The sequence below is a fragment of the Streptomyces sp. NPDC056361 genome, from assembly GCF_042262805.1.
Lineage (GTDB): Bacteria > Actinomycetota > Actinomycetes > Streptomycetales > Streptomycetaceae > Streptomyces.
Window position 1 is genome coordinate 1 of sequence record NZ_JBHJQI010000099.1, and the last position, 21,906, is coordinate 21,906.

The window sequence follows — 21,906 nt, forward strand, 5'->3', positions numbered from 1 at the left end:
GCACGCCGCACGGGCCTTCGGGACCGGCCGCACCGCACTGCTCGGGCGGCCCCTGGGGGAACTGCTGACCCAGGGCGTCGAGGAGCTGGAGGGCGCGCTCCAGCACGTGCTCGCAGAGGGGGCCCCTCCCGCCGTTTCCGGAGCGGTTCCTTCCATGACCTGACGCACGGATTCGGCCCGGAAGCAGGGGCATGACACGATGCCCATATGTCCACCACCGCACTGAACGATCTCTCTCGGTTTCCGATCGTGCAGGCCCCCATGGCGGGTGGAGCCTCCTGTCCCGAGCTCGTCGGAGCCGTCTGCGAGGCCGGGGCGCTCGGCTTCCTGGCCGGCGGGTACAAGACGGCCGGAGGCCTGTACCAGGAGATCAAGCAGGTACGCGGGCTCACCGCGCGCCCCTTCGGCGTCAACCTCTTCATGCCGCAGGACGGCCGGCCCGCCGACCCCGCCGCGGTCGAGGTCTACCGCCACCAGCTCGCGGGCGAGGCCACCTGGTACGAGACCCCGCTCGGCGAGGCCGACGACAGCCGTGACGACGCCTACGACGCCAAGCTGGCGATCCTCCGCGAGGACCCGGTCCGGGTCGTCTCCTTCACGTTCGGCTGCCCGGAGCCCGAGGTCCTCGCCTCGTTCGCCCGGGTCGGCACGTTCACCATCGTCACCGTCACCTCCGCCGAGGAGGCCCTCGCCGCCGAGCGGGCGGGCGCCGACGCCGTGTGCGTCCAGGGCGTCGAGGCGGGCGGGCACCAGGGCTCGTACCGCGACGACCCGGCCGACGACGGCGCCCCGGGCACCGGGCTGCTCGCCCTCGTCACCCAGGTCCGCGAGCGCGTGGCACTGCCGATCGTCGCCGCCGGCGGGATCATGCGCGGCGCGCAGATCGCCGCCGTCCTCGCCGCCGGAGCGGACGCCGCACAGCTCGGCACCGCCTTCCTCGGCTGCCCCGAGTCGGGCGCCCACCCGCTCCACAAGGGGGCCCTCACCGACCCGCTGTTCACCAGGACCGCCCTGACCCGGGCCTTCTCCGGGCGCCCGGCGCGGGGCCTGGTCAACCGCTTCATGCGCGAGCACGGGCCGTACGCCCCCGCCGCCTACCCCGAGATCCACCACCTCACCGCCCCGATCCGCAAGGCGGCCGCCACCGCGGGCGACGCCCAGGGCATGGCCCTGTGGGCCGGGCAGGGCCACCGGCTCGCCCGGGCGCTCCCCGCCGGGGAGCTGGTCGAGGTGCTGGCCGCCGAACTCGACACCGCCCTCTCCGAGATCGCCCACAGGAGCGCCTCATGACCGCACCCGTCTTCGTCGTCGACGCCCTCCCCGACACCCGGCACTTCGTCCTGGACGGGCCCGAGGGCCGGCACGCCGTCTCCGTGAAGCGGCTGAACCCCGGGGAGAGCGTCGTCCTGACCGACGGCCGGGGCCGCTGGGCCGACTGCGTGGTCGTCGCCGCGGAGGGCAAGGACCGGCTGACCGTGGAGTTCTCGTCCGTGTCCGAGGACCCCGAGGAGGAGCCGCGCATCACGGTCGTCCAGGCGCTCCCCAAGGGCGACCGGGGCGAACTCGCCGTCGAGACCATGACGGAGACCGGTGTGGACGCGATCGTGCCGTGGGCCGCGTCCCGCTGCATCACCCAGTGGAAGGGCGACCGCGGCCTCAAGGCCCTCGCCAAGTGGCGCTCCACCGCCCGCGAGGCGGGCAAGCAGTCGCGCCGCACCCGTTTCCCCGAGGTCGCCGACCTGATGAGCACGAAGCAGGTCGCCGCGCTCCTCGCGGGTGCCGACTTCGCGGCCGTCCTGCACGAGGACCGCGACCACCCGAGCGGCGCGCTCGCCACCGCCGAACTCCCGGAGAAGGGCTCGATCGTCCTGGTCGTCGGCCCCGAGGGCGGGGTCTCGCCCGACGAGCTCGCCGCCTTCGAGGCGGCCGGGGCGAAGCCGTACCGCCTGGGCCGCAGCGTCCTGCGCACCTCCACGGCGGGCACGGCGGCCACGGCCCTCGTCCTGGGCCGCACCGGCCGCTGGAGCTAGGGGGCAAGAACCCCCAGGGGGTCCGTCAGGGTGTCGTAGAGCGGCCAGGCGTCCTCCTCGCGGACGCCGTGGGCGGTGGGGAGGAGGCCGCGGGCCCCGGCCTCCGCCAGGAAGCGGCGTACGACACCGGGCTCGTTCAGGTTCAGGACGTCGCCGCCGGTCGAGGCGACGTCGCCGAGGCCGAAGGGGTAGCCGGCCACGATCCGGCCGGGGCCGTCGCGGAACACCAGCCGGAGCTGGGCGTGGCGGTGCTCGGCGCGGCGCAGGGAGAGCACCGTCCGGCAGTCGGGGTGCCGGTGCCGGACGTTCCAGAGCCACACGGTGCCGTCCACGGTCAGCCTGCGCGGCGCGCCTTCCCGTCTCATGCCGGGCACCTTACGCCCGCGCCCTGCCGCACCCGGTGGACAACGGCCCCCCGCCGCTCCTTAGGCTGGCCGCATGGCCGACGAGTCCCCTCTCCTCCGCAGTCTGCGCGCCGCCGTGGGCGCCGCCCCGGGCGACGTGCCCCTGCGTCTTCACTTCGCCGAACTCCTCCTCGCCGAGGGGCGGAACGACGAGGCCGTCGCGGAGGCGGCGGTCGCGCTCCAGCACGCGCCGGGGGACGCGACCGCGCGGGCGCTGATGGTGCGGGCGATGGGTCTGCCCCCGGCCTCCGCGCCCGCGCCCGCTCCGGCGCCGGCGCAGAGGCCCGATGCGGCCGCGCCGACGCCCGCTCAGGCTCCGGACGGGCCGTCCGCGTCCGCTCCGGCTCCCGAGATGTCGTCCGCGCCCGCCCCCACTCCCGAGGAGCCGGCGGAGTCCGCGCCCGCCCCGGCTCCTGACGCGCCCGCGGAGTCCGCGCCCGCCTTCGACTGGGACGCCGCCGAGCAGCAGGTGCGGGACCTGGTCGGGCCCCGGTTCCTGGACGCGCCGCAGGCCGACGGGGGCGAGGGGACCGCGGGGGACGCGGCCGCCTGGGACGTCGACGCGCCGGGGGCCGTGCGGCTGGCGGACGTCGGCGGCATGGAGGAGGTCAAGGACCGGCTGGAGGCCGCCTTCCTCGCGCCGATGCGGAACCCCGAACTGCGCAGGCTGTACGGGAAGTCGCTGCGCGGCGGACTGCTGCTCTACGGGCCGCCCGGCTGCGGCAAGACGTTCATCGCGCGGGCCGTCGCGGGCGAGCTGGGCGCGAACTTCCTCACCGTGTCGCTCTCCGACGTCCTCGACATGTGGATCGGGGCCTCGGAGAAGAACATCCACGACATCTTCGAGACCGCCCGCCGCCAGGCGCCCTGCGTCGTCTTCCTGGACGAGCTGGACGCGCTCGGCGCCAAGCGCTCGCGCACCCACCACAGCGGTCTGCGCAACGTCGTCAACCAGCTGCTCACCGAGCTCGACGGCATCGCGAGCGGCGCCGGCAACGAGGGCGTCTTCGTGCTGGCCGCCACCAACGTGCCCTGGGACGTGGACATCGCGCTGCGCCGCCCCGGCCGCCTCGACCGCACCCTGCTCGTGCTGCCGCCGGACGCCAAGGCCCGGGAGGCGATCCTCCGCTACCACCTGCGGGAGCGCCCGATCGAGGCCGTCGACCTCGGCAAGCTCGTCAAGGTCACCGAGGACTTCTCCGGCGCCGACCTCGCCCACCTGTGCGAGACGGCCGCCGAGGCGGCGCTCCTCGACTCCGCCCGCACCGGCTCCGTACGCCTGATCACCACCAAGGACCTGCTCGGCGCGGCCAAGCAGATCAAGCCGTCGACGGAGCCGTGGTTCGCCGCGGCCCGGAACGTCGCCATGTTCGCCAACGAGGGCGGCCTGTACGACGACCTCCTCGCCCACCTCAAGCGGAAGCGCAAGCTGTGACCGCCCCGGGAGGCCCGACCGCGCTGCTGCGCGCCGAGGCGCTGTACGACGCCGGGCGGTACGCGCAGGCGGGGGAGCTCGTCGCCCAGCACCTGGCGACCGATCCGGAGGACGCCGAGGCCCTGGTGCTGCTCGCCCGCTGCCACCACCGGAGCGGGGCGGGACCCGCCGCCCTGGCCGCGGTGGACCAGGCCCTGCGGGCCCAGCCCGACCTGCTCGGGGGCTGGCTGATGCGCGTGCACATCCTGCTCGCCGCCAAGCGGTACCCGGAGGCGGAGGCCTCCGCCCGGCACTCCGTCGAGCTCGCCCCGCAGTACTGGGGCACCCACTACGCGCTGGGCACCGCCCTCGCGGAGCACGGCGAGCACGCCCGCACGCCCGGCCGGACGGTCGAGGCGTACGAGGCGGCCAGGGCCGCCGTCGCCCTCGCCCCCGAGGAGGACGCGGCCCACTTCCTGGTCGGTCTGACCGCCCAGCGCCGGGGCGACCGGGTCACCGCGCAGCGGGCGTACGAGACGACGCTGCGGCTCAACCCGCAGAGCAGCGAGGCCCACAACAACCTGTCGCTGCTTCGGCTGCGCCGCCGCTGGTTCCGCCGGGGCGCGTGGACCCAGGCCGCCGAGGGCTTCGTCGCCTCCGCCGCGCTCGACCTCCAGGACCGCAAGGCCCGCTACAACCTGGAGGCCATGGCCTGGAACACGGTCGCCGGGGCCCGCTGGGTGGCCCTGCTCGGGTTCATCGCCTCCGCCGTCGCCCTCGCCTGGGTCCCCGAGGGCGCGGGCTGGGCCGACGCGGCCGTCCCGCTCCTGTCCGGCGGGGCCGTGGTCGCCGGCTCGTGGACCGGGTGGGCGGTGTGGATGGCCCGCCGGGTGCCGCCCCGGCTGCGCCGGCCCATGCTCCTCGTGGCGCGCAACTGCCGGCCGGTGCTGTTCATGGGCGGGGCCGTCGGGCTCCTCGGTCTGTACTCGCTCGCGGCCCTGGCCCTGTGGCCCTTCGACTCGGGGCTGGTGAGCGGGCTCGGCACGCCCCTGTTCTGGGCCGTGATCATCACGTACTGGGTGAGCCGCTCGGCCCTGAACCGGCGCGCGCCGAAGGACTGACCGGGGACGCGGTGAGGCCGGGGGCGGCCGATAGCATGCGCGTGTACTGACCGACGGAGGCGAGGAGGCCCGGGCCATGGCCGGAGAGCCGCAGAGCGACTGCCTGTTCTGCAAGATCGTGGCGGGGGAGGTGCCGGCGACGATCGTCCGCGAGACCGAGACGACCGTGGCGTTCCGCGACATCAACCCGCAGGCGCCCACGCACGTCCTCGTCATCCCGCGCGTCCACTACCCGGACGCCGCCTCCCTGGCCGCCGCCGAGCCGGCCGTCGCGGCCGACATACTGCGCGAGGCCGGCGAGGTCGCCGCCCAGGAGAAGGTCGACGGCCACGGCTTCCGGATCGTCTTCAACACCGGCGCGGGCGCCGGCCAGACGGTCTTCCACGCCCACGCGCACGTGCTGGGCGGTCGCGGCCTCAACTGGCCCCCCGGATAAGCCGTGTCCGTACGCGAACTGGTCGTGCTCGGGACCGCGAGCCAGGTCCCGACCCGGCACCGCAACCACAACGGCTACCTGCTGCGCTGGGACGGCCAGGGCATCCTCTTCGATCCCGGCGAGGGCACCCAGCGCCAGATGCTGCGGGCCGGGGTCGCCGCGCACGACCTCGACCGGATCTGCGTGACGCACTTCCACGGCGACCACTCGCTCGGCCTGGCCGGGGTGATCCAGCGGATCAACCTCGACCAGGTCCCGCACCCGGTCACCGCGCACTACCCGGCCAGCGGGCAGCGCTTCTTCGAGCGGCTGCGGTACGCCACGGCGTACCGGGAGACCGTGAAGCTGACCGAGTCGCCCGTCGCCGCCGACGGGCCGCTCGCCGTCACCGAGGCGTACACCCTCGACGCGCGGCTGCTGTCGCACCCCGTCGAGTCGTACGGCTACCGGCTCACCGAGCCCGACGGGCGCCGCATCCTGCCCGAGAAGCTCGCCGCGCACGGCATCAAGGGTCCCGACGTGGGCCGGATCCAGCGGGACGGCGTCCTGGACGGAGTGACGCTCGACGAGGTCAGCGAGGTCCGGCGCGGGCAGCGCTTCGCCTTCGTCATGGACACCCGCCTCTGCGAGGGCGTGCACGCCCTCGCAGACGGCGCCGACATGCTCGTCATCGAGTCGACCTTCCTCGACGAGGACGTCAGGCTCGCCACCGACCACGGCCATCTGACGGCCGGACAGGCCGCGTCGGTCGCGCGGGACGCGGGGGTGCGGCACCTCGTCCTCACCCACTTCTCGCAGCGCTACTCCGATCCCTCGGAGTTCGAGCGGCAGGCGCGGGCGGCCGGGTTCGACGGCGAGCTGAGCATTGCCCAGGACCTCATGAGGGTCCCCGTACCGAAGAGATAGAGCACCACCCATGCCCCTCCCCGCGGCTCTCCCCAAGGCCGAACTGCACCTCCACATCGAAGGCACCCTCGAACCCGAGCTGGCCTTCGCGCTCGCCGCGCGCAACGGCGTCACCCTGCCGTACGCGGACACCGCCGCCCTGCGCGAGGCGTACCGCTTCAGCGACCTGCAGTCCTTCCTGGACCTCTACTACGGCCTGATGGCGGTCCTGCGCACCGCCGAGGACTTCACGGAGCTCGCCGACGCCTATCTGGAGCGGGCCGCCGCCCAGGGCGTCCGGCACGCCGAGATCTTCTTCGACCCGCAGGCGCACACCGCCCGCGGCGTCCCGATCGGCACCGTGATCGAGGGCCTCGGCGCCTCCCTCGACCGTGCCGAGGAGCGGTACGGGATCTCGACGCGGCTCATCCTGTGCTTCCTGCGCGACGAGTCCGCCGAGTCGGCGCTCGCGACCCTGGAGGCCGCGAAGCCGTACCTGGACCGGATCACCGGCGTCGGCCTGGACTCGGCCGAGGTCGGCCACCCGCCGGCCAAGTTCCGCGAGGTGTACGAGGAGGCCGCCCGGCTCGGCCTGCGCCGCGTCGCGCACGCGGGCGAGGAGGGCCCCGCCGCCTACGTCCGCGAGGCGCTGGACGTGCTCGGCGTGGAGCGGATCGACCACGGCCTGCGCTGCATGGAGGACCCGGAGCTCGTCGAGCGGCTGGCCCGCGAGCGGGTCCCGCTCACCCTCTGCCCCCTGTCGAACGTCCGGCTCCGCGTCATCGACACCCTCGCCGACCACCCGCTCCGCACGATGATGGCGGCCGGGCTCCTCGTCACCGTCAACTCCGACGACCCCGCGTACTTCGGCGGCTACGCGGGCGACAACTTCGACGGCGTGCGGGACGCGCTGTCGCTGGAGGCGGAGCAGCTCCGCGAGCTCGCCCGGAACTCCTTCCGGGCGTCGTTCCTGGAGGACGACGAGCCGCGTCGGGCGCGGTACCTCGCGGAGGTGGAGGCGTACGAGTTCGGCCGGGAGTAGGCGGTCGGGTGCGGGCGCCCCGGGGTGGGGGCGCCCCGGGGCGGGGGAACGGGCCCGCCGCAGGCGCCCCCCGTCAGCCCCGGTCGCTCGGCCGTGCCAGGCGGTACGCCGACTTCGCCGGGCGGCGGCGTCCCGCCGGGACCGGGATCGGGGCGACCGCCTGCTCCGTGGCCCCCATCTGCGGGACCAGCGCCGGGGTCGCCGAGGCCGTGCCCGCGAGGACGGCGGCGGGGGCGCCGCCGCGGCGGCGCACGGAGCCGGGGACCAGCGGGCGGCCCGAGGCGTGGCGGGCCACGGCGGTCATGGGGGCGGCGACGAGGACGAGGAGGGCGCAGAGGACGGCGCCCATGCCCGGGTAGCCGGCGTGTTCCGAGAGGAGGCTGCCGACGACGGGGCCGCAGGCGACGCCGAGCGAGGACGCCGAGCCGACCAGGACGGCCCAGCGGCCGCGCGGGTCGAGGGAGGCGGCGAGGCCGAGGAGGTACGAGAGGACGACCGGGTAGACGGCGTTCCACAGGATCTCGCCGGTGGCGAAGGAGGCCAGGCTCCCGGCGGCCGAGCTCAGCAGGACGCACCCCGCGATGAGGACGGTGCCCACGCCGATCGGGACGGCGCGGCCCAGGCGGGAGCCGAGCGCCCCCGCCGCGGTGACCCCGGCGAGGCCAGCGCCGAGCGCCGCCGCGAAGACCGCGCCGACGGCGACCTCGGAGAGTCCGGCCTGGCTGGTGCCGATGCGGCCGCTCACGCCCCACAGCGCGTTCTGCGCGAGGGACCAGCACAGGATGCCCCCGGCGAGCACGGCCCCGGCCCGGCGGTACGGCAGCGGGCCCGTGGGCGCGGTCCGCCGCTCGGCGCGCCCGTCACGCGCGTGCGTGGCGCCGGGCAGCCGGCCGGTCAGCGGCCACACCAGGGCCGCCGCGCAGGCGATGGCGAGCAGCGGCGCCGCGTGGCCGCCGCCGAGGTGCGGAAGCGTCAGGTAGAGGGCGCCCGCCGTGGCCGACACGGTGAGGAGGCCCAGCGTGGAGGCGCGGTGCGGGTCCCGCTGCCCGGCGATCCCGGCGGCGGCCACCGCCGTCGCCGTACCGGAGCCGAGGCCGCCGAGGACCGCGCCGGCGACCACCAGCGGCACGGCGGAGGTCGCGGCGGCGGAGCCGTATCCGACGGCCATGGCGAGCAGGCCCGCGCGGGCGGCGGTGCGGGGGCCGATCCGGTCCCCGCGCGCGGCCAGCGTGAATCCGGCCGACGAGGAGCCGAGCAGCAGCACAGAGCCGACGAGGCCCGCCTGGGCGGGGGTGAGGCCGAGTCCGGCGGAGAGCCGGCCGACGACGGTCGGCAGCAGGTACGGGGCGAGGTAGCCGGCCGTGAAGAGGGCGACGAGGGCGACGAGGGCGCCCGGGCCGCGAGTCCGCGAGGACATGGGCGTTCCCAGGAACAGAAGGGGGAGGTGGAGCGCCCGGTGGTGCGGGGAACACGGGGTCGCGGAACCATGTGTATCAAGCAGGTGCTTGACCGGAGAAGGTGGAATCCGCCGATTCGCCACGTGATCTGGATCACTGTCGGTTTGGCGCTCGGATTCCCGGGTAGGAGTCGGCTTCCTCGCTGCGTCCCACCCGTCACCCCCTCCCCATCGGGCACACTGGCCGGAACCGCACCGCAACCGGGGAGTCCGCCGTGACCACAGCAAGGGGAGACCAGCCGCAACACGACGCCGGGGTCGACCCGTTGGTGTGCCTGCGCGAGCCCACCGACCCCGCCTGCGACGTCTTCCTGACGGGCACGGTCTTCCTCGACATCATCTTCACCGGCCTCGACAGCGCCCCCGTCCGCGGCACCGAGTCCTGGGCCCGCGGCATGGGCTCCAGCCCCGGCGGCGTCGCCAACATGGCCACCGCCCTCGCCCGCCTCGGCCTGCGCACCTCCCTCGCCGCCGCCTTCGGCGACGACCACTACGGCGAGTACTGCTGGGACGCCCTGGAGCAGGGCGAGGGCATCGACCTCTCGCTCTCCCGGACCGTCCCCGGCTGGCACTCCCCGGTCACCGTCTCCATGGCCTACGAGGGCGAGCGCACGATGGTCTCCCACGGCCACGAGGCCCCTCCGCTCGACGGCGCCCTGCCCGCCTACCCGCCGCACGCCCGCGCCGCCGTCGCCTCCCTCGTCCCCGGCCGCTCCGAGGACTGGGTCGCCCGGGCCGCCCGCGGCGGCGCCAAGGTCTTCGCCGACGTCGGCTGGGACGACACCGGCCGCTGGGACCTCGCCGGGCTCGCCGACCTGGAGCACTGCGAGGCGTTCCTGCCGAACGCCGCCGAGGCCATGCGCTACACCCGCACCGACTGCCCCCGGGCGGCCGCCCGCGCCCTCGCCGACAAGGTCCGCTACGCCGTCGTCACCCTCGGCTCCGAGGGCGCCTACGCCGTCGACGGCGCCACCGGCGAGACCGCCGAGGTCCCCGCCATCCAGGTCGCCGCCCTCGACCCCACCGGCGCCGGCGACGTCTTCGTCGCCGGCTTCGTCACCGGCACCCTCGCCGACTGGCCCCTCGCCGACCGGCTCGCCTTCGCGGGCCTCACCGCGGCCCTGTCCGTCCAGGAGTTCGGCGGCTCCCTCTCCGCCCCCACCTGGGGCGAGATCGCCGCCTGGTGGCAGCACGTCCAGGGGCACGCCAAGCAGGACCCCGAGGCCCTGCGCGGCCGCTACGCCTTCCTGGAGCGCCTCCTGCCCGCCCCCGCCCGCCCCTGGCCGCTGCGCCGGGCCGTGCCGACGATCGGCTTCCGGGCCGCGGCCTCGTAAATTCCTTCGACCCGCCGCCGCCAGGTCGTAGGCTGGGAGATCGAGAGGTTGTCGAGCGGCGAGAACCCCGCAACGGGAGGTATGCGCAGGCCACAGTGCCGGCCCATGACTCAGACACCCACATCCCACAACGGCGCGGCCCACGACGGCACGCCCGGTCAGGCCCGCGCCCAGTTCACGGTCCCCGCCAAGCACCCGATGGTGAGCCTCCTCGGCTCCGGTGACGCGCTGCTCCGCGTCATCGAGCGGTCGTTCCCGGGAGCCGACATCCATGTCCGGGGCAACCAGGTCAGCGCGGTCGGCGACGCGGCGGAAGTCGCCCTGATCCAGCGCCTGTTCGACGAGATGATGCTGGTGCTCCGCACCGGTCAGCCGATGACGGAGGACGCAGTGGAACGCTCGATCGCCATGCTCAGGGCGAGCGGGAACGGTTCGGCGGAGGGCGGCGAGGAGACTCCCGCCGAGGTGCTCACGCAGAACATCCTCTCCAACCGGGGCCGCACGATCCGTCCCAAGACGCTCAACCAGAAGCGGTACGTCGACGCGATCGACAAGCACACGATCGTCTTCGGCATCGGCCCCGCCGGTACCGGAAAGACCTATCTCGCCATGGCCAAGGCGGTCCAGGCCCTGCAGTCCAAGCAGGTCACCCGGATCATCCTGACCCGGCCCGCCGTCGAGGCCGGCGAGCGCCTGGGCTTCCTGCCCGGCACGCTCTACGAGAAGATCGACCCGTACCTGCGGCCGCTCTACGACGCGCTGCACGACATGCTCGACCCCGACTCGATCCCCAAGCTGATGGCGAGCGGGACGATCGAGGTCGCGCCCCTGGCGTACATGCGCGGACGCACCCTGAACGACGCGTTCATCATCCTCGACGAGGCGCAGAACACGAACCCCGAGCAGATGAAGATGTTCCTCACCCGCCTCGGCTTCGACTCGAAGATCGTCATCACCGGTGACGTCACCCAGGTCGACCTGCCGAACGGGACGAAGAGCGGTCTGCGGCAGGTCCGCGACATCCTGGACGGCGTCCCGGACGTCCACTTCTCGACGCTCACGTCGCAGGATGTCGTCCGGCACAAGCTCGTCGGCCGTATCGTCGACGCGTACGAGCTGTACGACAGCCGAAACGGCCGCAACGGGAAGTAGCAACAAGCACCATGTCGATCGACGTCAACAACGAGTCCGGTACCGAGGTCGACGAGCAGGCGATCCTCGACATCGCCCGCTACGCGCTCGCGCGCATGCGCATCCACCCGCTCTCCGAGCTCTCGGTGATCGTCGTGGACGCGGAGGCGATGGAGCAGCTCCACATCCAGTGGATGGACCTGCCGGGCCCGACGGACGTCATGTCCTTCCCGATGGACGAGCTGCGCCCGCCGTCGAAGGACGACGAGGAGCCCCCGCAGGGGCTCCTCGGCGACATCGTGCTCTGCCCCGAGGTCGCCACCCAGCAGGGCAAGGACGCGCCGACCGAGCACTCCATGGACGAGGAGCTCCAGCTCCTCACCGTCCACGGGGTGCTGCACCTCCTCGGGTACGACCACGAGGAGCCGGACGAGAAGGCCGAGATGTTCGGCCTCCAGGCGGCGATCGTCGACGGCTGGCGCGCGGAGAAGGGCCTCACCGGCCCGTCCCCGGCGCCGACCGTGTCCTGACCCGATGGACGTCTCGCTGATCCTCGGCGCCGTCGCGCTGGTCATCGTGGCCTGGCTCGCCGCCTGCGCCGAGGCCGGTCTCGCCCGCGTCTCCAGCTTCCGCGCCGCCGAGGCCGTACGGTCCGGGCGGCGCGGGGCGGAGAAGCTGGCGCAGGTCGCCGCCGACCCGACCCGCTACCTCAACGTGGCGCTGCTCGTCCGCGTCGCCTGTGAGATGGCGGCCGGCGTCCTCGTCACGTACGCCTGCCTGGAGGCCTTCCCGGAGACCTGGGAGGCGCTGCTCGTCGCCATCGCCGTCATGGTCCTCGTCTCGTACGTGGCCGTCGGCGTCTCGCCGCGCACCATCGGCCGCCAGCACCCGCTGAACACGGCGACCGCCGCCGCGTACGTCCTGCTGCCGCTGGCCCGGATCATGGGCCCGATCCCGCAGCTGCTCATCCTCATCGGCAACGCGCTGACGCCGGGCAAGGGCTTCCGCAAGGGCCCCTTCGCCTCCGAGGCCGAGCTGCGGGCCATGGTCGACCTCGCCGAGCAGGAGTCGCTGATCGAGGACGAGGAGCGCCGCATGGTGCACTCGGTCTTCGAGCTCGGCGACACCCTGGTGCGCGAGGTGATGGTGCCGCGCACGGACCTCGTCTGCATCGAGCGGTACAAGACGATCCGTCAGGCCCTCACCCTCGCGCTCCGCTCCGGCTTCTCCCGGATCCCGGTCACCGGCGAGAACGAGGACGACATCGTCGGCATCGTGTACCTGAAGGACCTGGCCCGCAAGACGCACGTCAACCGCGACTCCGAGGCGGACGTCGTGTCGACCGCGATGCGGCCCGCCGCCTTCGTGCCGGACACCAAGAACGCGGGCGACCTGCTGCGCGAGATGCAGCAGGAGCGCAACCACGTCGCCGTCGTCATCGACGAGTACGGCGGCACGGCCGGCATCGTCACCATCGAGGACATCCTGGAGGAGATCGTCGGCGAGATCACCGACGAGTACGACCGGGAGCTGCCGCCGGTCCAGGACCTCGGCCGGGACCGCCACCGGGTGACCGCCCGGCTCGACATCGGCGACCTCGGCGAGCTGTACGGCCTGGGCCCCGACGAGTACGACGACGAGGACGTGGAGACCGTCGGCGGGCTGCTCGCCAAGGCGCTGGGCCGCGTCCCGATCGCGGGCGCCAAGGCGGTCGTGGAACTGCCCGACGGCCGTTCGCTGCGGCTGACGGCGGAGGCGCCGGCCGGCCGCCGGAACAAGATCGTCACCGTGCTGGTGGAACCCCTGGAACCGGAGGACGCACCGGAATGACCCCCGACGAGCTGCGCACGCTCTGCCTGGACTTCAACGACTCCTCGGAGGAGTTCCCGTTCGGGCCGGACACCTCCGTCTTCAAGGTGGCCGGGAAGATGTTCGCGCTGTCGTGGCTCGACGGCGATCCGCTGCGGATCAACCTCAAGTGCGACCCGGACGAGGCGGTACGGCTCCGCGCGGAGTACCCCGCCGTCGCCCCCGGCTATCACATGAACAAGCGGCACTGGAACACCGTGACCGTCGGAGAGCTCCCGGACCGGATGGTCCGGGAGCTCGTCGAGGACTCGTACGACCTCGTCGTCGCCGGTCTGCCGAAGGCGGTACGGCTCCGCCTCGACCGCCCCTGACTCAGGAGCTGCGCCGCAGGCCGAGGCCGACGAGGACCGCCGTGCCGAGGACGATCGCCGCGTCCAGGGCGAGGACCGTGCGGACGCCGCCGAACAGGTCGCCGCCCGTGGTGGCGAGCACGCCGAGCAGCGGGATGCCGATCGTGAGGCCGACCTGCTGGGTGGTGGTCACCAGACCGGTCGCCAGGCCCTGCTCCTCGTCCGGGACGCCGGAGGTGACGGTCAGCCCGTACGAGATGATCGCGCCCAGGTGGAACATGCAGGCCAGCGAGGCCGCGACGGTCGCGAGGACCGCCCCGGAGTCCCGTCCCACGCCGAGGATCGCGGCCGTCAGCAGGCCCTGCCCGACGAGCGAGCCGACCAGGACGCGGCGGGTGCCGAGCCGGCCGATCACCTTCGGGGCCAGCATGCCGGCCACGATCGCGGACACGCCCTGCACGCCGAAGACCAGGCCGGTGACGAAGGCCGAGAGGTGCAGCGTCTCCTGCAGGTACAGGGTCAGGACGAAGACGACGGTCGACATCATCGAGAAGGTGATCAGACCGCCCAGGTTGCCGAAGGCGACCGTCCGCCGCCGCAGCATCGGCAGCGAGACCAGCGGGGCCGGGTGCCGGGACTCGACCCGCACGAAGACCGCGAGCAGCAGCAGCCCGGCCACCAGGGTCACCAGCACGTCCGCGCCGCCGAAGCCGCGCTGGGCCGCCGTCGACAGGGCGTAGATCAGCGCCAGCAGACCGCCGGTGACGGTCACCGCGCCCGGCACGTCGAGCCGGGGCCGCTCCGGGGTGCGGGACTCGGGCAGCAGGCCCGGCGCCAGCGGCAGCACCACCAGGGTGAACAGGGCGAGCAGGCCCATCGTGGAGCGCCAGCCGAGGGTGTCGGTCATGACGCCGCCGAGCACCATGCCGACGGTGAAGCCGAGCGAGAGCACCGTGCCGGAGACGCCGAGCGCCCGGTCGCGCAGCGGCCCCTCGGGGAACGTGGTCGTCAGCAGCGACATGCCGGTGGGGACGATCGCGGCGGCGCCCAGGCCCTGGAAGGCGCGGCCGGTGAGGAAGGCCGCCGGGTTCCAGGCGAAGGTGGCCAGCAGCGAGGCGGCGCCGAAGAGCGCGAGCCCGGCGAGGAACAGCCTCTTGCGTCCGTAGAGGTCGCCGATCCGTCCGAAGAGGAGCAGGAAGCCGCCGGACGGCAGGGCGAAGGCGGTGACGGCCCACTGGAGGGCGGACTGGCCGAGGCCGAGGTCGGCGCCGAGGACGGGCAGTGCCACGTTCAGGACGGAGAAGTCGAGCGCCACCATGAACTGGGCGGCGCACAGCACGAAGAGGATGAGCCGGGTGCGGCCGGTGAGCACCGGGGGAGCCGCGGGGGTGGTGGGGGAGGTCGGGGGCGAGGTCGTCGTTGCCATGGCCCCACCTTCGGCGTCCGGGAACAACCGTGGGGAGCGGGAACTTATCCTGTTGGTCGCACCACCAGGCACCGCCGGGTGTCCACCATGCGTCCAGGGGGAGGAAGCACACGTGGCCACGGTCCTCGAGAGCGCCGGAGCGAAGCAGCACCGACTCGCCGAGCTGCGCGAGTTCCTGATGAGCCGTCGGGCCCGGGTCAGCCCGGCGGAGGCGGGGCTCCCGGACGGCGGCGCGCGCCGCCGCACCCCGGGGCTGCGCCGGGAGGAGGTCGCGGTCCTCGCGGGCGTCGGCGTCTCCTGGTACCAGTGGCTGGAGCAGGGCCGGGACATCACGGTCTCGCCGCAGGTCCTCGACTCGGTCGCGCGGGTGCTGCGGCTGAGCCCGGCGGAGCGGCGCCACCTGTACGTCCTGGCGGCCCTGAACCCGCCGGCCCTGGAGGCGGCCCCGGAGGACCGGGACATGTGCGACGGGCTGCGGCGCCTGATCGACGCGTGGATGCCGTTCCCGGCGCACATCATGGACCAGTACTGGAACACGGTCATGTACAACGACGCGGCGTCGATCGTGCTCGGGATGCGGCCGGAGATCTCGCAGAACTGCATGATCGCGTTCTTCACCGATCCGCTGTACCGGTCGCGGATGGGCCACTGGGAGGAGCTCGCGCCGAAGGTGGTCGCGCAGTTCCGGTCGGCGTGCTCGGAGTGCGACGACGACGGCGGCTTCCGGGCGGTGATCGACGAGCTCAAGGAGTGCAGCGAGGAGTTCGTCGAGCTGTGGGAGCGGCGGGACATCCTGCCCGGCGGCCAGAACCGCAAGGAGATGGAGCACCCGATCGTCGGCACGCTCGTCGTCGAGGCGACCCAGCTCCGCGTCCCGGCCCGTCCGGACCTCGTCATCGTCCTGCACACCCCGCTGCCCGAGGCCGACACGGCCGAGAAGCTGGAGTGGCTGGTGTCGCCGGAGGGCCGCCGCGGCGCGATGTACCCGGTGGCGGGCTGATCCCGGACGGCGGCGGGCCGATGCCCGCAACGATCGCGGGCCGATCCCCGGACGGGTCGCGCGCCGACCCCCGGACGGTCGCTCGCTGAGACGCGCCGGTCGAGGGCTGAGACGCCCTCCGGTCGTGCCGGGCCCCCGACCTATGCTCGGGGCATGACACTCAGCAGCGAGCACGGCGACCTCGGCGCCGAGGACCTCAAGATCATCACGCTGGCGCGGAGCGCCCGCGCCCGCAACGGCGTGCCCGAGGGCGCGGCCGTACGCGACGAGACGGGCCGGACGTACGTGGCCGGCACGGTGGAGCTGGAGTCGCTCAAGCTGAGCGCGCTGCGCACGGCGGTGGCGATGGCGGTGGCCAGCGGCGCCCAGTCCCTGGAGGCGGCGGCCGTCGTGTCGAACGCCGGGGCCGCGTCGGACGAGGACCGCGCCGCGGTGCGCGACCTCGGCGGCCCGGAGACCCCGGTGCTGCTCGCGGGCCCCGACGGGCAGCTGCGTACGGCGGTCACGGCCGGCTGAGCCGAGCGGCGGGAGCAGGACGTCGAGGGCCCGGCGGCGCGCCGGGCCCTTTGCGCGTTTGTGAAGGATCACCGCATCTTCTCTTGCCTTCCCCGGTCGTCTGCGCATCAATGGCAACGGTTCGCCCGACGGACCGTCAGATGTTCACCGTCCACGCAGTGTCCGCACCCCCTGCGTTCAGCATCGGAAGGGGTACGAACCCGCCATGAGAAGCAGAAGCAGCTTAGGAACCGTCGCGGTACTCGCCGGGGCGCTCGCCGCCGCCGGACTCGCCTTCGCGCCGACGGCCGGCGCCGTCGCGCCGGGCTCCGCCACGGCCACGTACGACTGCGGCAGCTGGGGCGGTGGCACCGCCACCCTCACGGCCACGCAGAGCGGCACCGCCGCGACCGTCAAGCTCACCTCGGCCATCACGACGCCGATCGCGGTCGGCGCCGACTCGATCAACGCCACCCTGACGATGGCCAAGGGCGGCGGCGGCACCCGGGTCTTCACCGGCAAGAAGAACCCGGCGCTCGGTGCCGGCCAGTCCGTCGTCATCGGCCCGCTGAGCGGGACCGTGGCCTCGGGCGACAGCCTCAACTCGTACTTCGCGGGGGTCGCCCTCAAGATGGTGATCTTCGGGGTCACGGTGAACTGCGACGCGCTGACGTCGCAGTCGCCCGGCCCGTTCGTCTTCAGCTGAGCACGTCCCGCACCTCGACCGGTGTCGCCCTCGGCGGCACCGGTCTCTGGTGTGCCCGGCGGCCGGTCGGGCCCGTGTGACCTGCGGAAACGCCACCCAATCGGTGATCTTGACAGTATCTGATGGGTCATCAGTCGATGTCTCCCGATTCCATTGACTTCTCTCCGCCCGCAGCCGTCAATGGCGCCCACTCATCCCTCAGGAGGGGGCACACCCATGGCACTCAATCGATCCCGGGCGGCGACCCGAAGACGGCGCTGGACCGCCGTCCTCGGCGTCGCCGCCCTCGCGGTCGCCGGCGGAGGCGTACTCGCCGCCCCGGCCGGCGCGGTCTCGCAGTCGGTCGACTTCCAGACCCGCTGCGTCCCGCCGCCGGTCGCGCAGATCCCGCCGATCGAGGGCACCACCACCGCCCAGATCACGGTCGACAAGCCCAACCCCAAGGTCGGCGAGACCGTGACCGTGACCTACGCGGTCACCAAGCCCGCCGCGTCCAACCCGGTCGACCTCGCACTCCCGGCCGACATCCTGACGCCCAGCGGCAAGGTCGTCCTCGGCGGCGCCCAGACCGGCACGGTCACCGTCACCGGCCCCAAGAAGAACCCGCCGGTGCCCGGCAAGGGCGCCTTCCCGGGCTTCTCGATGACCGGCACCTTCACGGCCACCGCGGCGGGCTCGATCACCCTCTCGCCCGGTGACTACAACATCCACACCAGCTACCTCATGGAGCTGGACACCCCCTGTACGGTGCTCAACCCGCCCGCCCCGGTCTCCGAGACGGTCGTCGCGAGCCCCGTCACCAGCCCCAACACGCGCACGCTCCAGCTCGACAGCGCGTCCGGTGACCCCGGCGTCCGGGTCACCGTCACCGGCGCCAAGTTCACCCCGCTCACCGAGGTGACCGTGGTCGGCCGGTCCGGCGCGGCCGAGACCGCCGACAAGATGACGGTCACGACCGACAGCGAGGGCGGCTTCGCCGCGCGCCTGAAGGTCAACGACCCGGCCACCACCGGGATCGTGGCGTACGAGGGCGCGGCCTGGGACGCCGAGAAGGGCGCCGGACCCGCCGCGTACAAGGTGATCGTGCCGGCTCCGCCGAACAGCCAGACGATCACCGCGGCCGTCACCGCGGGCGAACTGTCCATGACTCAGGCGGGGGACGCCGTCCAGCTGTCCTCGGTCGACTTCGGCGCGGGCGGCGCGGCCACCGGCGCCCTGCAGACGGTGACCGTCAAGGACTTCCGCGGCGGACCCGCGGGCTGGTCCCTGACCGGCAAGGTCACCGACTTCACCGGTCCCGGCGGAGCCATCGGCGCCGGGAAGCTCAGCTGGACGCCCGCCTGCACCGCCAAGGCCGGCAGCCCCAGCACCTGCGCGGCCGGCTCGGCCGGTCCCGTCGGCAGTGGTGGCGCGACCCTCGCCTCCACTCCGAACGGCACCCTCACGGGCGGTGAGTTCACCGTCGACGCGGGCCTCTCCCTCGACGTGCCGGCGTACACCGCGCCCGGCTCGTACGCGGGCGTGCTCACGCTGACGCTGTCCTGACCACCCCGCGGGCCGGGCGCGCACCCGGCCGGCCCGCTCCGTCTCCGCACCCCCGGGGGGTTCCGCACCCGTGCGCACCAAGCCGTACGTCCTCCTCCTGAGCACCCTCCTCGCGCTGCTCGCCCTCGCACCGAGCGCGGAGGCCGCCGAGAACGGCGAATGGGCCGTCTACCCGGCCGCCGCGCGGCTGGGCAGCCGCCCCTACTTCTTCCTCTCCGCCGATCCCGGCGGCACCCTCACCGACCGGGTCACCGTCGCCAACAAGACCGCCGCCCCGCTCACCTTCCGGCTGTACGGTGCCGACGCCTACAACACGGACCGGGACGGCGGCTTCGCCGTCCGCACCCAGGCGGAGAAGCAGACCGGCGCCGGTGCCTGGATCAAGCCCGAGCGGACCCGGGTCACCGTCCCGGCCCGCTCCGCCGTCACCGTCGCGTACACCCTCGCCGTCCCCGCCGACGCGGACCCCGGCGACCACCCCGGCGCCCTCGTCGCGCTCGACGAGCGGATCAGCCCCGGCGGCAAGGGCGCCGTCGCCGTCGGCGTCCAGCGCGCGGTCGCCGCCCGCCTCTACCTCCGGGTCAACGGCCCGACCGTCCCCGCGCTCGCCGTCGAGGACGTCACCCTCGACCAGGACCGGCCGCTCGTCCCCGGCACCCGCACGAGCAGCGCCCTCGTCTCGTACACCCTGCACAACCGGGGCAACGTCACCCTCAACCCGAAGGTCGAGCTGAAGGCCCGGGGGCTCTTCGGGCGCACCCTCCTCGACCGCGACCTGGCCCGGGTCCCGGCCGAGCTGCTGCCCCGCCAGAAGATCCGGCTCACCGAGCGGTGGACCGGCTCCCCGCAGTTCGACTGGGGCGACGTCACCCTCACCGCCACCGCGAAGGACGTGCGGGAGACCGGCACCGTGTCCTTCCTGGCCCTGCCGTGGCTCGCCGCCGCGGTCCTCGCCGTGGGCGGCGCGGCGGGCCTCTTCGGCCTGCGGATACGGCGCCGTCGGGCACTGAGTGCGTGAGGCGGGCGCTCATCGGGGACAATGGCCCCCATGAGCGCTCGCAACCAAGAAACCGAAGCCGTCCACCGGGCCGGCTTCGCCTGCTTCGTCGGCCGCCCCAACGCGGGCAAGTCCACCCTCACGAACGCTCTGGTCGGCCAGAAGGTGGCCATCACCTCGAACCGGCCGCAGACCACCCGGCACACCGTCCGCGGCATCGTGCACCGCCCGGACGCGCAGCTGATCCTGGTCGACACCCCCGGCCTCCACAAGCCGCGCACCCTCCTCGGAGAGCGGCTCAACGACGTCGTGCGCACCACCTGGGCCGAGGTCGACGTGATCGGCTTCTGCCTGCCCGCCGACCAGAAGCTCGGCCCCGGCGACAAGTTCATCGTCAAGGAACTCGCCGCGATCAAGAAGACCCCGAAGGTCGCGATCATCACCAAGACCGACCTGGTCGACTCCAAGACGCTCGCCGAGCAGCTGATCGCCGTCGACCAGCTCGGCAAGGAGCTGGGCTTCGAGTGGCAGCAGATCGTCCCGGTCTCGGCCGTCGGCGACAAGCAGGTCCAGCTCGTCGCCGACCTGCTCATCCCGCTCCTCCCGGAGTCCCCGCCGCTCTACCCGGAGGGCGACCTCACGGACGAGCCGGAGCAGGTCATGGTCGCCGAGCTGATCCGCGAGGCCGCGCTCGAAGGCGTACGGGACGAGCTGCCGCACTCGATCGCGGTCGTCGTCGAGGAGATGATCCCGCGCGAGAACCGCCCCGCGGACCGGCCGCTCCTCGACATCCACGCCAACGTGTACATCGAGCGCCCCAGCCAGAAGGGCATCATCATCGGCCCCAAGGGCAGCCGCCTCAAGGAGGTCGGCATGAAGTCCCGCAAGCACATCGAGGCGCTCCTCGGCACCCCCGTCTTCCTCGACCTCCACGTCAAGGTCGCGAAGGACTGGCAGCGGGACCCGAAGCAGCTCCGCAAGCTCGGCTTCTAGGCAGCCGCCGGGGGCGCGTGCCAGCATGGCGCCGTGACAAAGATCGTCAAGGGGGGAAACCTGCCGGTCCCCGGGCAGGTGTGGCGGATCGCGGTCGTCCGGCGGGCTGCCGGTGGGGGAGTGCCCGAGGTGGAGGCCTCCGCCCTGCTCCTGGACGCCACCGGCCGGGTCAGGGACGACGGCGACCTCGTCTTCTACAACCGGCTCGCGCACGCGTCCGGCGCGGTGCGCCTGACCGGGCAGGTGCGGGACGAGGAGCAGCGGGTCGCCGACTGGCTGGAGATCGACACCGCGCGCGTCGAGCCCGCCGTCGAGCGCATCGTGATCACCGCCTCCAGCGAGGACGGGACGTTCGGCCAGGTGCCCGGGCTCCACATGCGGACGATCAGCGCCGGCACGGGCGAGCAGCTCGCGCTGTACGAGGTCGACGACGCGAGCACCGAGACGGCGTTCGTCCTCGGCGAGTTCTACCGGCGCGACGGGGCGTGGAAGTTCCGTGCCGTGGGCCAGGGGTACGACGCCGGCCTCGTCGGCCTCGCCGAGGACTTCGGCATCGTGGGCGGGGACCCGGAGCCCGCCGACGACGGGCCCGACCCCGTCGGCGCCCCGCCGGAGGCCATCCCCGAGGAGCTGCTGGCCAAGGTCAGGGAGGCCGAGGCCGCCGTACGGATCCCGGCGCAGGTCCCCGTCCAGGGCACCGTGCGGGTCGGCCCGACGCCGGACAGCGGGCCCTTCGGCGAGGACTTCGCGGAGTTCGTCCGCAGCGGCAAGGGCAAGGCCGACGTCACCGTCGACGTGCCGGTCCCGGCCGGCTTCGTCGTGGTCGACTGCGCCCGGTGGGGCGACGGCTACTTCGGCCTGTTCAGCATCGACGAGCAGGGCGAGGACGACGTCCTGCTCGCGAACACGACCCTGGAGGACTACGAGGGCCGGGCGGTGCTGCGGTACGACGGCCGCAGCCCGCTGCGCCTGCGGGTGCACGCCGTGCAGCGCGAGTGGACGGTCGCCGTCCGCCCGGTGAGCACCTTGGACGAACTCGGCCGCGAAGCCGAGGGCAGGGGCGGCGACGTGCTGCTGTACACGGGTCCCGCCGGCCTGCTCGCCTCCCGGCTCCGCACGAGGTTCGAGCACGCGTACTTCCACGTGCAGGGCCACGAGCCGGACGGCCGCGACCACCTGCTGGCCAATGTGGCGAGCCGGCGCCCCAGGGACTCCATGCCGCTGCCCGAGGGGCCCCTGCTCGTGCAGGTCCGGAGCGCCGACGGCGACTGGTCCCTGGAGGTCCGGCCCCCGAAGGGGTCCGGCGGGTTCTGGCGCCGCGCCTCCCGGTAG

Annotated in this window: 22 protein-coding genes and 1 pseudogene; 20 read left to right on the plus strand and 3 right to left on the minus strand. The window is 73.7% G+C overall.

Annotated features, from left to right (window positions below):
- From ACFCY7_RS27360 to ACFCY7_RS27370, 3 genes and pseudogenes are all read left to right on the plus strand, one after another.
- Positions 1-133, plus strand: a pseudogene (locus ACFCY7_RS27360) (diguanylate cyclase); the annotation flags it as partial.
- Between the two features lie 74 nt (positions 134-207).
- Positions 208-1,290, plus strand: coding sequence for a nitronate monooxygenase (locus ACFCY7_RS27365; protein ID WP_376488718.1), 1,083 nt, complete (start codon positions 208-210; stop codon positions 1,288-1,290).
- Complete coding sequence (locus ACFCY7_RS27370; RefSeq protein ID WP_376488719.1) at positions 1,287-2,030, plus strand: 16S rRNA (uracil(1498)-N(3))-methyltransferase; 744 nt, start codon at positions 1,287-1,289, stop codon at positions 2,028-2,030. Before ACFCY7_RS27365 ends, ACFCY7_RS27370 begins: the two co-directional genes overlap by 4 nt.
- Here the strand turns inward: ACFCY7_RS27370 and ACFCY7_RS27375 are convergent.
- A complete protein-coding gene (locus ACFCY7_RS27375; RefSeq protein WP_376488720.1) occupies positions 2,027-2,395 on the minus strand; it encodes a hypothetical protein in 369 nt (122 codons plus the stop codon). The two genes, ACFCY7_RS27370 and ACFCY7_RS27375, sit on opposite strands and share 4 nt — an antisense overlap.
- Positions 2,396-2,468: 73 nt before the next feature.
- Between ACFCY7_RS27375 and ACFCY7_RS27380 the strand changes: the two genes are divergently transcribed.
- The 5 genes from ACFCY7_RS27380 to ACFCY7_RS27400 all read left to right on the plus strand — a co-directional run bounded on the left by ACFCY7_RS27380 (position 2,469) and on the right by ACFCY7_RS27400 (position 7,332).
- A complete protein-coding gene (locus tag ACFCY7_RS27380; RefSeq protein ID WP_376488721.1) occupies positions 2,469-3,869 on the plus strand; it encodes an ATP-binding protein in 1,401 nt (466 codons plus the stop codon).
- On the plus strand, positions 3,866-4,969 hold the full coding sequence (locus ACFCY7_RS27385; RefSeq protein ID WP_376488722.1) for a tetratricopeptide repeat protein: 1,104 nt from the start codon (positions 3,866-3,868) through the stop codon (positions 4,967-4,969). The genes ACFCY7_RS27380 and ACFCY7_RS27385 overlap by 4 nt, the downstream gene beginning before the upstream one ends.
- Before the next feature lie 76 nt (positions 4,970-5,045).
- Entirely contained in the window at positions 5,046-5,405 is a 360-nt protein-coding gene (locus tag ACFCY7_RS27390; protein ID WP_376488723.1) for a histidine triad nucleotide-binding protein, read from the plus strand.
- 3 nt (positions 5,406-5,408) lie between these two features.
- Positions 5,409-6,311, plus strand: coding sequence for a ribonuclease Z (locus ACFCY7_RS27395; RefSeq protein ID WP_376488724.1), 903 nt, complete (start codon positions 5,409-5,411; stop codon positions 6,309-6,311).
- 10 nt (positions 6,312-6,321) lie between these two features.
- On the plus strand, positions 6,322-7,332 hold the full coding sequence (locus ACFCY7_RS27400) for an adenosine deaminase (RefSeq protein WP_376488725.1): 1,011 nt from the start codon (positions 6,322-6,324) through the stop codon (positions 7,330-7,332).
- A 73-nt stretch (positions 7,333-7,405) separates the two neighbouring features.
- Here ACFCY7_RS27400 and ACFCY7_RS27405 read toward each other — a convergent pair whose 3' ends face one another.
- Positions 7,406-8,749: an MFS transporter gene (locus tag ACFCY7_RS27405; protein ID WP_376488726.1), complete on the minus strand. Its 1,344-nt coding sequence runs from the start codon at positions 8,747-8,749 to the stop codon at positions 7,406-7,408.
- A gap of 254 nt (positions 8,750-9,003) precedes the next feature.
- Between ACFCY7_RS27405 and ACFCY7_RS27410 the strand changes: the two genes are divergently transcribed.
- From ACFCY7_RS27410 to ACFCY7_RS27430, 5 genes are all read left to right on the plus strand, one after another.
- Positions 9,004-10,122: a carbohydrate kinase family protein gene (locus ACFCY7_RS27410; protein WP_376488727.1), complete on the plus strand. Its 1,119-nt coding sequence runs from the start codon at positions 9,004-9,006 to the stop codon at positions 10,120-10,122.
- A gap of 105 nt (positions 10,123-10,227) precedes the next feature.
- Positions 10,228-11,274 (plus strand): PhoH family protein, encoded by a 1,047-nt coding sequence (locus tag ACFCY7_RS27415; RefSeq protein ID WP_376488728.1) that lies wholly within the window; start codon positions 10,228-10,230, stop codon positions 11,272-11,274.
- An 11-nt stretch (positions 11,275-11,285) separates the two neighbouring features.
- The gene (ybeY, locus tag ACFCY7_RS27420) at positions 11,286-11,783 is read left to right on the plus strand and encodes an rRNA maturation RNase YbeY (protein ID WP_017239253.1); all 498 of its coding nucleotides are present in this window, start codon (positions 11,286-11,288) and stop codon (positions 11,781-11,783) included.
- 4 nt (positions 11,784-11,787) lie between these two features.
- Positions 11,788-13,083 carry a hemolysin family protein gene (locus ACFCY7_RS27425; protein ID WP_376488729.1) on the plus strand — a complete coding sequence of 432 codons (1,296 nt, stop codon included), beginning with the start codon at positions 11,788-11,790 and terminating at the stop codon, positions 13,081-13,083.
- On the plus strand, positions 13,080-13,433 hold the full coding sequence (locus ACFCY7_RS27430) for an MmcQ/YjbR family DNA-binding protein (protein ID WP_376488730.1): 354 nt from the start codon (positions 13,080-13,082) through the stop codon (positions 13,431-13,433). Before ACFCY7_RS27425 ends, ACFCY7_RS27430 begins: the two co-directional genes overlap by 4 nt.
- Before the next feature lies 1 nt (position 13,434).
- Here the strand turns inward: ACFCY7_RS27430 and ACFCY7_RS27435 are convergent, their stop codons facing one another.
- Positions 13,435-14,838, minus strand: a complete 1,404-nt coding sequence (locus tag ACFCY7_RS27435; protein WP_376488731.1) for an MFS transporter — start codon at positions 14,836-14,838, stop codon at positions 13,435-13,437.
- A gap of 112 nt (positions 14,839-14,950) precedes the next feature.
- Between ACFCY7_RS27435 and ACFCY7_RS27440 the strand changes: the two genes are divergently transcribed.
- The 7 genes from ACFCY7_RS27440 (at position 14,951) to ACFCY7_RS27470 (ending at position 21,906) form a co-directional block, all read left to right on the plus strand.
- Positions 14,951-15,838 (plus strand): helix-turn-helix transcriptional regulator, encoded by an 888-nt coding sequence (locus ACFCY7_RS27440; RefSeq protein WP_376488732.1) that lies wholly within the window; start codon positions 14,951-14,953, stop codon positions 15,836-15,838.
- Between the two features lie 153 nt (positions 15,839-15,991).
- The gene (locus ACFCY7_RS27445) at positions 15,992-16,354 is read left to right on the plus strand and encodes a cytidine deaminase (RefSeq protein ID WP_367824780.1); all 363 of its coding nucleotides are present in this window, start codon (positions 15,992-15,994) and stop codon (positions 16,352-16,354) included.
- A 205-nt stretch (positions 16,355-16,559) separates the two neighbouring features.
- Positions 16,560-17,039, plus strand: a complete 480-nt coding sequence (locus ACFCY7_RS27450) for a hypothetical protein (protein WP_376488733.1) — start codon at positions 16,560-16,562, stop codon at positions 17,037-17,039.
- A 216-nt stretch (positions 17,040-17,255) separates the two neighbouring features.
- Entirely contained in the window at positions 17,256-18,584 is a 1,329-nt protein-coding gene (locus tag ACFCY7_RS27455; RefSeq protein ID WP_376488734.1) for a beta-xylosidase, read from the plus strand.
- Positions 18,585-18,654: 70 nt separating this feature from the next.
- Positions 18,655-19,602 carry a WxL protein peptidoglycan domain-containing protein gene (locus ACFCY7_RS27460; RefSeq protein ID WP_376488735.1) on the plus strand — a complete coding sequence of 316 codons (948 nt, stop codon included), beginning with the start codon at positions 18,655-18,657 and terminating at the stop codon, positions 19,600-19,602.
- Between the two features lie 21 nt (positions 19,603-19,623).
- The gene (era, locus tag ACFCY7_RS27465) at positions 19,624-20,574 is read left to right on the plus strand and encodes a GTPase Era (RefSeq protein ID WP_017239245.1); all 951 of its coding nucleotides are present in this window, start codon (positions 19,624-19,626) and stop codon (positions 20,572-20,574) included.
- A 33-nt stretch (positions 20,575-20,607) separates the two neighbouring features.
- The gene (locus ACFCY7_RS27470) at positions 20,608-21,906 is read left to right on the plus strand and encodes a TerD family protein (RefSeq protein ID WP_376488736.1); all 1,299 of its coding nucleotides are present in this window, start codon (positions 20,608-20,610) and stop codon (positions 21,904-21,906) included.